Origin of the sequence: Bacteroides caccae, assembly GCF_002222615.2 — a bacterium.
Classification (GTDB): domain Bacteria; phylum Bacteroidota; class Bacteroidia; order Bacteroidales; family Bacteroidaceae; genus Bacteroides; species Bacteroides caccae.
This window is the reverse complement of sequence record NZ_CP022412.2, coordinates 1,520,453-1,533,904: the sequence shown is the minus strand read 5'-3', so window position 1 is coordinate 1,533,904 and position 13,452 is coordinate 1,520,453. Positions and strand designations below refer to the sequence as shown.

10 protein-coding genes are annotated in these 13,452 nt (G+C 41.9%); all 10 read right to left on the bottom strand.

Going from position 1 to position 13,452, the window contains the following annotated elements; all coding sequences use genetic code 11:
- Window positions 1-49: 49 nt before the first annotated feature.
- Window positions 50-352, bottom strand: coding sequence for a hypothetical protein (locus CGC64_RS06020; RefSeq protein ID WP_005679132.1), 303 nt, complete (start codon window positions 350-352; stop codon window positions 50-52).
- Window position 353: 1 nt separating this feature from the next.
- Window positions 354-2,072 (bottom strand): OstA-like protein, encoded by a 1,719-nt coding sequence (locus CGC64_RS06015; RefSeq protein ID WP_005679130.1) that lies wholly within the window; start codon window positions 2,070-2,072, stop codon window positions 354-356.
- 21 nt (window positions 2,073-2,093) lie between these two features.
- The gene (locus CGC64_RS06010) at window positions 2,094-3,476 is read right to left on the bottom strand and encodes a peptidylprolyl isomerase (RefSeq protein WP_005679128.1); all 1,383 of its coding nucleotides are present in this window, start codon (window positions 3,474-3,476) and stop codon (window positions 2,094-2,096) included.
- A gap of 9 nt (window positions 3,477-3,485) precedes the next feature.
- Window positions 3,486-4,331 carry a peptidylprolyl isomerase gene (locus CGC64_RS06005; RefSeq protein ID WP_005679127.1) on the bottom strand — a complete coding sequence of 282 codons (846 nt, stop codon included), beginning with the start codon at window positions 4,329-4,331 and terminating at the stop codon, window positions 3,486-3,488.
- 54 nt (window positions 4,332-4,385) lie between these two features.
- Complete coding sequence (locus CGC64_RS06000; RefSeq protein ID WP_005679126.1) at window positions 4,386-5,933, bottom strand: peptidylprolyl isomerase; 1,548 nt, start codon at window positions 5,931-5,933, stop codon at window positions 4,386-4,388.
- Between the two features lie 133 nt (window positions 5,934-6,066).
- On the bottom strand, window positions 6,067-7,545 hold the full coding sequence (gene guaB, locus CGC64_RS05995) for an IMP dehydrogenase (RefSeq protein ID WP_005679125.1): 1,479 nt from the start codon (window positions 7,543-7,545) through the stop codon (window positions 6,067-6,069).
- Between the two features lie 87 nt (window positions 7,546-7,632).
- Window positions 7,633-9,813, bottom strand: a complete 2,181-nt coding sequence (gene recQ, locus CGC64_RS05990; RefSeq protein ID WP_005679124.1) for a DNA helicase RecQ — start codon at window positions 9,811-9,813, stop codon at window positions 7,633-7,635.
- Window positions 9,814-9,982: 169 nt separating this feature from the next.
- Window positions 9,983-11,227, bottom strand: a complete 1,245-nt coding sequence (clpX, locus tag CGC64_RS05985) for an ATP-dependent Clp protease ATP-binding subunit ClpX (protein ID WP_005679123.1) — start codon at window positions 11,225-11,227, stop codon at window positions 9,983-9,985.
- Between the two features lie 2 nt (window positions 11,228-11,229).
- Window positions 11,230-11,892, bottom strand: a complete 663-nt coding sequence (gene clpP, locus CGC64_RS05980) for an ATP-dependent Clp endopeptidase proteolytic subunit ClpP (protein ID WP_005679121.1) — start codon at window positions 11,890-11,892, stop codon at window positions 11,230-11,232.
- A gap of 142 nt (window positions 11,893-12,034) precedes the next feature.
- Window positions 12,035-13,390 carry a trigger factor gene (gene tig, locus CGC64_RS05975; protein ID WP_005679119.1) on the bottom strand — a complete coding sequence of 452 codons (1,356 nt, stop codon included), beginning with the start codon at window positions 13,388-13,390 and terminating at the stop codon, window positions 12,035-12,037.
- Between the last annotated feature and the right edge of the window lie 62 nt (window positions 13,391-13,452).

The following is a 13,452-nucleotide window of genomic DNA, read 5'->3' as shown; positions in this document are numbered from 1 at the left end:
GTTAAGCAGTAAATCAGTTAAGTAGTCGACTACTAATAAATTCTTTCCTTTAGAAACTCCAGCTTCCCGTTGCCAAATAATGCCACAGATAGATAAGGAAAGCAATGATAATCAATATGATTCCGAAAGAGACAGGTTTACGCCCGCTAGCCTTCCGGCGTTTCAGGTGCGTTGTTCCTTCAACAAACTTGCCACGGATATCTTCCGGCTTAAATTCTTTTTCAGGAAGCATTCCCAAATCGCGCTTCGCTTTCTCTTCCATTTTAGCGAGCTTCTCCTTTCGCTCGTCTACATAAATGTATTGATGATTAAAGCCACGAGGTTTTCTCATCGAATTGAAAAACATTCCCATACTACTTCATATTAATTAAGTTTCGCTTATTTGTCTTTGGCCGCCGGTCAGTTGTCGGTTTCAGCATTTCGCCTTCCCGCTTGCCTCTCCAGTTGAAAATGTCCTCTTTATTCAGCGGACGCACATAATCAAACCAGGAGAATGTAGGCAGACGTAACTTATCGGGCGGTATCTGATCCATGGGATACATCGTACCGTTGGACTTTCCCACAAATAATCCTTTCTCCATCTTCTTGTCTTTCATATAAAGATGGAGCAAGCTCCCTTCCAGACAGTTGAATCCGGTCATCGTACTGTCTTTTTCTTCCGGATAAAAGGCCGTCAGCACATTACCAATCACTTCGATATGCCGCATATCCCCATTTTCAAAATAGGCTTTCATCTCCTTACCGGACACTTGGTTATAATGAATGGAGTCTTTCATCTCTACCGTCAACGCCTGATTGATAATGTGGGCCCAGTCGATAGTACTGTCATTCATATAAATCTTGATCTGCTCACCAAGCAACTGCTGACCTTCATTCCAAAGAATAGGGTCAACATACATAGTCATGCAAGAATCTTTTGAGTTATAAACCAGTGAATCGCATACTCCCTGCACATCCGTACGATACATACGTACTTTATGATAAGCTTTCATCAACCGGTACAGAGAATCTGTATTCAAGTTATAGGAAACCATTTGCAGAGTATCACCATGCATAAAAAGACTGTCACCCTGCGAATAGTCAATGGCCACGGCACGCTTGGTAGCAAAAGCAGAGTCGGTCAGTTCGTTATAGAAACAGTAATCGCCCGTCAACATGTTCTTGTTGATCGTATCTGTCATTTTCACATTGTCGAATGCTTCACCATATCCGACCAACCGGTCATAAAATAAGCTATCACCCACCAATTTCTTCCCTTGGTTTGTCAATATGGAACGGTCTAACAGTTCCGCTTGTTCGGTCATTGTATTATAGAATCCACGCTCCGAATAGATATGATTATTATCACTAACGATATTCGAAGGTCCGAGAATTACGGCAATCTTATTTTCTGTGTTATACCTTAATGTATCGGAAGTCAACACAAACTTCGGATTAACCAACTTCACATCATGGTTGAACACGGATTGTTTGGTAGCCGGACTGTATTCACCCCAATCGGAAGTCAACACATTTTCCTCGTCCATCAACGTCCCCCCCTCGAAATAATATCCGAGGTCATAAAGACGGTCGTAGTTCAAACTATCCGTCAGCAGCGTCGTGTTCCGGTTTATCATCTTTACATTTTCACGGAGCTGCGCAATCTGAGTCATTCCATCATAGTAAAGATAATCACCGTAAATGAACAGCGTATCTCCCTGCTCCATACGTACATTACTGAAAGCCTCAACTGAATTGGTTTTCTCAAAGATCAACGCACTGTCACAATACATATACATGCTATCGTGACGCATTTTCACATTACCAATCAGCACTTGCACATCAGGACGAGCTAACTTATCCGCCTGACCTTCATCAGCATGGAGCAAATAAACCTTCGTTTTCTTATTCTCCGGCTGCTTCTTCGTTGTTTTGGATGTGTCTGCAACCGATTTTGTAGATGTTCCGGTTGCCTTCGTTTTTTGCTCTGTAGGACGCACCTGCGCTACAAGACATACGCCAAACAGGCATAGAAAGCCTATTAGGAGCCATCTATGCCTGTCTTGTTTATCTTTTTTATTTTGTTTCAGCATATAAAGTCAAGCTGTTAAACATCAATCCTTCTTAATCCAACCCGGATACTTGAAGTCACACTTCTGCCAGTTTTCGTTGATACGTACATAAGTATGTTTCTGCTTATCCAGAATCCACTTGTGCAACATTTCTTCGCGGCGTTTATCCATTACAATTTCTTTCAAGTCCTGATAGTCCTCTGCAATAGTCGCTTTATGACCGTTGATTTTTGCCTTCAGTTTCACAATCGCACAAACTTCCTTTCCGTCTTTCTCATTAATCATTGTAAATGCTTTGGAAATCTCTCCAACGTTCATCTTGTCTACCACTTTGGCAACATCCTGAGGTAGATCCTGCATTTGGAATTTAGAAGTAGTCACTCCTGAATTTTCATTGATATTCACCATGATACCATGATTATTACGAGTATCTTTATCATGTGAAATAACAGCAGCTGCTTCATCGAACGAGAACTTATTTGCACGGATATCATCAGCAATAGAATCCAGACGTGCACAAGCCTCTGTCAGTTCTTTTTCCGAAACTTTCGGACGCAACAGAATGTGACGGGTATTGACACGGTCACCACGCTTCTCAATCAACTGGATAATATGATAACCGAATTCAGACTCAACAATCTTGGAGACTTTCTTCGGATCCTGCAAACTGAATGCCACATTCGCATAAGAAGGGTCCATCATACCACGTCCCATGAATCCGCATTCGCCGCCTTTTATGGCAGATGCCTTATCCTCGGAATACAAACGGGCCAACGTTGAGAAGTCGATTTCTCCTTTTGTCACACGATCCGTATAGTCGCGCAGCCTTTTCTTCACATCTTCGATTTCTGCAACAGGAATTTTAGGTTGCAGCGTGATAATCTGCACTTCTACCTGCGTCGGAATGTAAGGGATACTATCCTGCGGAAGGTCTTTGAAGTAACGGCGTACTTCTGCCGGAGTTACTTTGATTTCCCCGACTAATTTCTGCTGCATCTTCTGTACTGTCAATCCGTCTCGTGCATTATCACGCAGTGTTTCACGAATCTGAGCGGAAGTCTTATTGAAATACTCCTCCATTTTCTCTCTTGAACCGATCTGCTGAATGTACATATTAGTCAGCATATCTACTCGCTGGATGATTTCCGCTTCGGAAACCTCAATACTATCCAACTTTGCCTGATGCAGGAATAACTTCTGAACAGCGATTTCTTCGGGAATCACACAATATGGATCGCCGTCGAATCTGCGTCCATTATACAAGGCGTCCATACGAGCCTCTTCTACATCTGATTTTAAAATAGCTTCGTCACCTACTACCCAAACTACTTCATCAACCACGTTGTCCTGGGCATAAGTTACCACGTTAGCAAAAACTGCCAGGACAAGGGTAACAACAAATCTAAAGTTCACAAACTTCTTCATTCTTTGTATTTAATAATTATATATAATCTTCTTCTTGTCTACCGCCTGCTGATACAGGTCGCTTTTTACTTGCTCCATAAAATTCACCCGTTTCTGATTGACCAGCAAATCTTTCACTTCCGATCGGGCAAACTCATACGGTTTTTCCTCTCCTACTCCACGATAATCGCTCACATTCAGGAAATAATAAAATGCCGTATCTTTCAATTCTACCTGACGGTGTTTGTTTACATATTCTTCCGGTGTATCTACTTTTAACGGAATCATGTCGAGTATATCTGTCACGGAGACCCATTTGTCATAGAAATATTCATATTTCACCGCATTTTGCAAACTGTATTTTTCCAGACTCTCTACTGCATCCTGCTTCTCTGTCTTATACCATCTGCGGACATTATTCAACTGGGGAGCCGTTAACGGCACTTTGATAAACAATCCCTTAATCAACGGATTCTCCAGCTTAAACAATTCTTTGTTTTTCTCATAATAATCTGCAATTTCCTGTTCCGGAATATCATTTATCAACTTCTGATTAATCAGTTCCTGCTGATAAGTATGCATAATCAAAGCTTTCCGGTAGTTCTCCACCAACTTTTCCACATCCACATTATCAGGAATGTTGTTCGCAGCTTTTTCATACAACAAGATTTCCTCCGCCCAACTACGAATATAGTGTTCGGCGAAAAGAATGCTATCATCTTTTGACAATCCAACAGGAAGTACGGACATCAAATCTTCTTTATATAAAAAATTACCATCCACCTCTACCAAAGGAGTCTTACCTTTATGGTCATGCTGTTTTTTGCACGCTCCACAACCAAGAAGGGTAATCAGTAAGAGGACTAATATTCGCATTGTCAATTGAAATCTACTTATTTAAGGTACGAAGATAGTGAATAATCGGTTACATCAGTTATTATTAACGGTTTTTAAAACCTCTTGGTTTATTTCAACCTTACCGAAATCCTGCAATTCCCGCATCCAGAATGCGTTAAGATAGCTTCGATAATCCTTCCGGACCTGTTCTATTACCTCTCGATAATCATCCGGGCCTTTCTGTTTTTTGCCGACAACAACAGTAAAAGGATAAGACATTAGAGGTTCAAAATCCCCCTTCTTAAAAACCAGTTTATCTATATATTTATTATCCCCGTCGGCAAAAATTCCCTGTTCAACTTTTATCTTTTCTTCTCCGGATGTATTAAAAGTTTGCCGAAGTACTTCCGCCCATTCTTTTTCCGGGGTTTTCTTCAATAGTTTTTTAGCCTGCTTCGACGTTTTTTTATCAACGCAATGAAGAATAGCACCTTTATATCGCGGACTATCCCAACGATAATCCGAAGTGTGAAATTTAAAATAAGTTGCTAGTCCTGCCCGGTCATTTATGGCAGGCAAATCCACTTTCTGACGAGTTACCTCTGCTATGAGATACTTATCAGTAACTTTCTGCAAAGCATAGCGGACTTCCGGATGTTTCCGCTCTATATTCTTACCTTCATAGTCCAATAACGACTTTGCTATAAATCCATTCAGTTGCCGCTTCACCGCCTGCGGATGCGAAGAAGCAAACTGCTTGAACATCTCTCCCGAATATACCTGTCCGTCGATTGTAAACAAAGTCTGCTCCGTTCTGCCAATTGTCAACAACTCGTTCATGCCACTCGGATTGGGAGCATATTGCCAGTCTCTTTTTAGTCGTTCCACTATGGTTTCCGTAGCTTTATCCACCCCCTCCTTACGTATCAAACGTTCTGCCAACTTCTCATAAACCTCTCCATACGAAGGATTTTCTTTCCGGTCAATCACTTTTATAATATGAAGCCCTTCCGGAGTAAAGAAAGGATGGGATATTTCTCCTGTTGACAAAGAAAAAGCTACATTTTCAAATTCGCTCGTTGTTTGCAAACGTTCCAACCACATACTACGCTTATCCTCCGAGTACATTTCCACCAAACGGGCAAAATCCAAATCTGACTGAGTCCTTAGCGACTGCCAGATAGAATCTATTCGGTTTTTCTCTTCCTCCAAATGCTTGGCAGTTATTGTCTGAGGCAGATATTTGAAAATTTGCATTATCCGCACCCGACTCCCCAATCCTTTCAAACCTCTATCCTGATACAGAACACGAATACAACTATCCAATACCTGCTTATCCGTCAAATAAGATTTGAGCAACTGACTTCGCCACGCTTCCTGTAGTTTTCGGAACATAGTAGTCGTATCAAGTCCTGCAACTTTGGCCGCTTCAACCTTCAATTTCGATTGAGCGAAAAGTTCCGCATATTCCTTCGGAGAGAGTTTTGCATCTGCATTACCAGTCCGATGCCGATACGAATACTCAAACTCCGAACGAAGTATATCTTTTCCATTCACCCGCATCAGCACCGGGTCTTCCTGTGCAAAGACCGAGATACCGAAAAACCAAAACCAAGCTACAAGCAGACCTCTTTTCATCATCAATTCTTATTTTCCAAACTCTAAAAACCAAACATTAACTCCATAAACAACGAACGGTGAGCAGCGAACACCCTGCAGATCGACACAGTCTGTTCACCGTTCACCGTTAATAGTTCACCGTTTATATATGCTGTTATTCCGGACGGCTATAATTAGGCGATTCACTGGTAATCGTCACATCGTGCGGATGACTTTCCATTACACCGGCATTTGTGATACGGGTAAATTTGGCATCGTGAAGTTTTTCAATATTGGCAGCACCACAATATCCCATACCTGCACGCAAACCACCTGTTAATTGATAAACAACTTCGAACAATGTACCCTTATAAGGAACACGGGCAGCAATACCTTCCGGAACCAATTTCTTCACGTCAGCTGTTCCACTTTGGAAGTAACGGTCTTTTGAACCATTCTCCATAGCTTCCAACGACCCCATGCCACGATATGATTTGAATTTACGTCCGTTGAAAATAATAGTATCACCCGGAGATTCTTCTGTTCCGGCAACCAATGATCCGATCATTACACTATACCCACCGGCAGCCAATGCTTTCACGACATCACCGGAATAGCGCAAACCACCATCGGCAATCAAAGGAATACCTGTACCTTTCAGCGCTTTTGCTACATCATATACAGCCGACAGCTGGGGAACCCCCACACCGGCAACCACACGGGTCGTACAGATAGATCCCGGTCCGATACCTACTTTCACAGCATCAGCACCAGCTTCCACCAAGGCCTTAGCAGCTTCTCCGGTAGCAATATTACCTACAACAATATCAATGCCCGGGAAGCGTTTCTTAGCTTCTCTCAGTTTCTCAATAACGAATGCAGAGTGTCCGTGAGCCGTATCAATAACAATGGCATCCGCACCCGCATCAACCAAAGCCTGCATACGATCCAATGTATCGACAGTCACCCCCACACCGGCGGCAACACGCAAACGACCTTTGGCGTCTTTACAAGCCATCGGTTTGTCTTTTGCTTTTGTAATATCCTTATAAGTAACAAGACCGATCAACTTTCCGTCCATTCCTACAATCGGAAGTTTCTCAATCTTATGTTTCTGAAGAATCTGTGCAGCAGATTCCAAGTCAGTAGACTGGTTGGTAGTTACTAATCTTTCTTTAGGAGTCATGACAAGATCAATATGTTTTGCCATATCTCTTTCAAAACGCAAGTCTCTGTTAGTAACAATACCTACCAGATAACCTTCATCATCCACAACAGGGATACCACCGATTTTATATTCAGCCATAATATCCAAAGCGTCGCGAACGGTAGAACCTCTCTTGATAGTCACAGGATCATAAATCATACCATTCTCGGCACGCTTTACAATAGCAACTTGTCTTGCTTGTTCTTCGATAGACATATTTTTGTGAATCACACCGATACCACCCTCACGAGCAATGGCAATAGCCATTTTCGCTTCGGTTACCGTATCCATGGCAGCCGTCACAAAAGGTATTTTTAACTCAATGTTTTTTGAAAACTTTGTCGAGAGATCGACAGTGCGCGGTAAAACTTCAGAATAAGCGGGGATCAACAGTACGTCATCGTAAGTCAACCCATCCATTACAATCTTATCAGCAATAAATGACATAGGGCTATGCGTTTAAAAATTATTGCGTGCAAATATACGGTTTTTATTCAAAACCGCATACCTGCACGCCTATTTTTTTCGCTTTTTTTAGTTTGCCATTTCAGAGATGAACTTAATACGTACCAAACGAACTTCTTCTTCAGTGAAGTCATCCCCCAGTTCATCAAGTGCATCATCAATCTTGTCTGTCGTAGATTCCTTAAAATAATCGTAGATGTCAAGCAAATGATCTTCATCCATGATCTCTTCCAAGAAGTAATCAATATTCAGTTTGGTTCCGGAATAGACAATTGCTTCTACTTCATCCAACAGTTCTCCAAATTCAATACCTTTGGATAGAGCAATATCATCTAAGGCTACCTTACGGTCAATAGCCTGAATGATAGACACTTTCATTTTCGACTTATTAGCAACCGTACGTACACGCAAGTCTTCGGGACGTTCTATTTCATTCTCTTCACAGTGACGTTTAATCAGTTTACAGAATTCTTCACCGTAGCGTTTCGCCTTTCCGGCACCTACACCGGGAATATTCTGTAGCTCTTCCAGTGTTACCGGGTAGATAGTAGCCATTGCTTCCAAAGACGGGTCCTGGAAAATTACATAAGGAGGAACTTCCAGTTTCTTAGAGAGCTTCTTCCTCAAGTCTTTCAACATTGAATAAAGAGCAGGGTCTACTGCACAAGAGCCACCGCCGCGTGCCGGTACTTCCTCCTCCACTTCTTCAAAGTCATTATCCTCCGTTATCTTGAATGATTTAGGTTTCTTCAAGAACTTGTGTCCTTCTTCCGTCACTTTCAAAAGACCGTAATGTTCTACATCTTTGCTCAAATAGCCTGCTATCAGAGCCTGACGGATTACTGCATTCCATGTTTTGTCTTCTTCGCCCATACCTGAGCCAAATACTTCGAGGTCCTCATGCAAATGAGCCTGTACCTCCGAAGTCTCTCTACCTTGTAATATGTCAATGATATAATCTGCCTTAAAGTTTTCTTTCACCGCGATAATCGCTTCAATCACGGCACACAATAATTCTTGAGCCTCCACTTGTTTTTTAGGGTTTAAACAGTTGTCACAATTTCCACAATTTTCTTCCGTGTACTCTTCACCGAAATAATGTAGTAATGTCTTACGTCGGCATACGGAAGATTCGGCATAAGCAGCGGTTTCCAACAGAAGCTGCTTGCCAATTTCCTGTTCTGCCACAGGTTTCCCTTGCATGAACTTTTCCAGTTTCTGCAAGTCTTTGTTTGTATAAAAGGTTATGCACTGACCTTCACCGCCATCTCTACCGGCGCGCCCCGTTTCCTGGTAATATCCTTCCAAGCTTTTCGGGATATCATAGTGAATCACAAACCGCACATCCGGTTTATCAATCCCCATACCGAAAGCGATCGTAGCCACAATGACTTCCACTTTTTCCATCAGGAAATCATCCTGATTCTTCGTCCTCGTCAATGAGTCCATACCCGCATGGTAAGGACGCGCGTTGATACCGTTTGCCTGAAGAATTTCAGCAAGTTCTTCTACTCTCTTCCGACTAAGGCAGTAAACGATACCCGATTTTTCCGGATTATTCTTGATAAACTTGATAATATCACGATCAATATTAGCAGTTTTCGCGCGTACCTCATAATACAGGTTCGGACGGTTGAACGATGACTTGAAAACCTGTGCATCCACCATTCCCAGATTCTTCTGGATATCGTGCTGCACCTTTGGCGTTGCCGTTGCAGTAAGTGCTATCAACGGAGCCTTTCCGATCTCGTTGATGATAGGACGAATCCGCCGATATTCCGGCCGGAAGTCATGCCCCCATTCGGAAATACAGTGAGCCTCGTCTACCGCGTAAAACGAAATTTTCACCGAGCGCAAAAAATCTACATTCTCTTCCTTTGTCAAAGACTCCGGAGCCACATATAACAATTTTGTCTTTCCGGCAAGGATGTCAGACTTCACTTGGTCTATCGCGCCTTTGTTTAATGAAGAATTAATAAAATGGGCGATACCATCTTCTTCACTAAAATTACGCATTGCATCCACTTGGTTCTTCATCAACGCAATAAGCGGAGAAATTACAATTGCCGTTCCTTCCATCAAGAGCGAAGGTAACTGATAGCATAAGGATTTCCCGCCACCGGTAGGCATCAGTACAAAGGTGTCTCTACCATCAAGCAAGTTCTGAATGATTGCTTCCTGGTTTCCCTTGAATTTATTAAATCCGAAACACTTCTTCAGTTCATTTATTAAATTAATCTTCCCTGCCATCTTAACTTAGGTTGTTTTATTCAGTTCATGGTTTAACTTTAAGCAAAGCACTCTTTTTCAAGAGAACCAAACAAAGTTATAAACAACTTCGTAATTACCAAGCAAAATACGACTAATATTTTCAAGAAAAAACAGAAGCCTTCATTTACAGTCGCCTTACTTTTTGATTTTAAGCGGTTTGCAGCCTTGCCATGTTTGCTTTTTCCAGTTGCTGCTTCGCGTAATCCAGCGTCACTTCATACTCTTTTTTGCTTCCCGAAGGGATTTCAAACATAACATCCATCATAATCGTTTCCACAATGGAACGCAATCCACGGGCACCAAGCTTATATTCAACCGCCTTATCGACAATATATTCAAAGACAGAATCTTCAAATGTCAACTTGATACCATCCATTTCAAGCAGTTTAACATACTGTTTGATGATAGAGTTTTTGGGTTCGGTAAGGATAGCACGAAGCGCATCACGATCCAGAGGATTGAGGTAAGTCAATACTGGCAGACGACCGATTATTTCGGGAATCAGTCCGAATGACTTCAAATCCTGGGGAGCGATATACTGCATCATGTTATTCTTATCAATCCTCGCTGTTGTCTGCGAAGCTGTATAGCCTACAACATGCGTATTCAGTCGTTGTGCGATTTTCTTTTCAATACCATCGAAAGCACCGCCACAAATAAAGAGGATATTCTTGGTATTTACCGGAATCATCTTTTGGTCGGGGTGCTTACGGCCTCCCTGTGGGGGCACATTCACCACGGAACCTTCGAGCAGTTTCAGTAATCCCTGTTGTACACCTTCACCGCTCACGTCACGAGTGATAGAAGGATTATCTCCTTTGCGGGCGATCTTGTCGATCTCATCAATAAATACAATTCCCTGTTCAGCTTCCGGTACATTATAATCAGCCACCTGAAGCAGACGGGTTAGAATACTTTCAATATCCTCTCCCACATAACCGGCTTCCGTCAGTACCGTAGCATCCACAATTGTAAACGGAACATGGAGCAACTTGGCAATCGTACGAGCCAGCAATGTTTTTCCGGTTCCGGTGCTACCCACCATAATGATGTTCGATTTTTCAATTTCCACATCATCTCCACTATCCTTTTGGAGCAAACGTTTATAATGGTTATAGACCGATACGGAAAGAAAACGCTTGGCGTCATCCTGTCCTATTACATACTGGTCAAGGAATTTCTTGATTTCTACCGGTTTGGGTAGTTCATTTAAATTAAGTTTGGTAGCTCCGGCGCTTTTCTTGACTTCGCCCAACGCTTCCTGAGTAATCTCATAAGCTTGGGTGGCACAACTGTCGCAGATATAACCGTTTACTCCCGTAATCAGGAATCCAACTTCATTCTCCGACCGACCGCAGAAGCTACACTTTTTCTTTGCTTTTGAATCAGCCATTTTTATTTCTTAATCAATACTTCATCAATCATGCCGTACTCTTTCGCTTCCTGTGCTGTCATCCAGTAGTCACGGTCAGAGTCCGCCCATACCTTATCAAAATCAGTATGCGAATGATCGGCGATAATCGTATAAAGTTCTTTCTTCAATTTTTGAATTTCACGGGCAGTAATTTCAATATCCGAGGCCTGTCCCTGTGCGCCTCCCATCGGCTGGTGAATCATGACACGCGAGTGAGGCAGTGCAGAACGCTTGCCTTCTTTACCGGCAACCAGCAATACAGCTGCCATAGAAGCCGCCATACCTGTACAAATCGTAGCCACATCACTCGAGATAAACTGCATCGTATCGTAAATGCCCAGTCCGGCGTACACACTTCCGCCCGGAGAGTTGATATAAATAGAAATATCCTTGCCCGGATCAACAGAGTCCAAATACAGCAACTGTGCCTGAAGCGTATTAGCAGTATAATCGTCCACCTGTGTACCGAGGAAAATAATGCGGTCCATCATCAAGCGGGAGAATACGTCGAGCTGAGTTACATTCAACTGTCTTTCTTCCAGAATATAAGGATTCAAATACCCGGCTTGCGATTTAATCACATCGTCCAAAACCATGCCATTCATTCCTAAATGCTTGGTTGCGTATTTTCTAAAATCATCCATGTTATTGTTCCTTTCTTATTAATTAAAAATAAACGTAAGTACAAAGAAACGAAAAAGAATACAGAGACACAAAAAAACACAGAGTTATAATTTTATAAAAACTCTGTGTTTCTGTGACTTTATATTCTGTTCAGCCGAACGTTTATTCAAACATCTTATTGAATTCCTCGATAGAAACGTTCTTGTTCTCCAAAGTAACCTGTGCCTTCAAGGCAGCAGCCAACTTCACTTCTACAACACGACTCACCAGATTGTTGATAGTTTCTTTCTTCTTCAACATTTCCTGTGCATAGTTGTCAAGTACATCATCAGGAATAGAAAGCATACCATATTGAGCAAACTGTGCCTTTGTTGTATCTCTTGCCATTTTCAGCACATCTTCCTGTTCTACCTTGATATTGTTTGCTTCTACCAGCTGTTCTTTAATCAGGTGCCAAGTCAGTTCTTCAATACTCTTATCATAGTTTTCAGCAACATATTCTTCGCCCTTTTCTTCGTTGTTCAGCAACATAATACGTTTCAGCAGTGCATCCGGGAATTCCAGTTTACCTACTTTATCCATCAATACCTTGCGAACATCAATCAAGAACTTATAATCGCTGTCTGCAACAAATCTTGCAGCAATTTCTTCTTTGATCTTAGCGCGGAATTCTTCTTCAGTCTTCACAACGCCCTCACCGAATGCCTGATCGAACACTTCCTGAGTAAGTTCGCCCGGAACAAAACGAGTGATTTCTTCTACCTGAAAGCTAAAGTTAGACTTAACATCCTTAGCGATTTCCTTGTCGATTTTCAATAAAGAACCCAACTCAGCAGCGTGACCGTCATAAGCCACATTCGGGTTGAACACCAGCACATCGTTTACCTTCGCATTAGCAAAGATAGCTTTCTGGTCGTCATTCTTCATATAAGAAGGCATCAAAACAGCACCTTCTACCTGAATACCGCCTTCTTTCGTGTTACCTTCTTCGTCCAACTGAGCCAACAGGCCTTTCAGCATATCATTATCTTCGTAAGCATCTACTTTATCGTATTTGCCGGTGCGTTGAGTATACATCTTCACCTGATTGTCGATCATCTCGTCAGATACCTCAATCGTATAATAATCGACTTTATCTTTAGTGCTTACTTCCGCTTTAAATTCGGGTGCCAAAGCAATATCGAACACGAAATCAAATTCATCCATTGTATCGAAGTCGATATTCTGCTGTTTTTCTTCGTTAGGCAACGGTTCGCCCAACATATTCACCTTATTTTCTTTAATATAATTGTAAACAGCTTCTTGCAGCGTCTTATTCACTACCTCTGCAATCACCGACTTACCATACATCTTTTTAATAAGACTTGTAGGAACCATACCTTTACGGAATCCCGGGATCTGTGCCTTCTGACGGAGTGATTTCAACTCTTTGTCTACTTTCTCCTGATAATCGGCTTTCTCAAGCTTTACAGTAAGCTCTGCGCTTACTTTGTCAATGTTTTGTAATGAAACGTTCATTCTGACAATTATTTATTTGATTTATACTTTGTTCTATACTCAAAGAGGGTGCAAAATTAGTG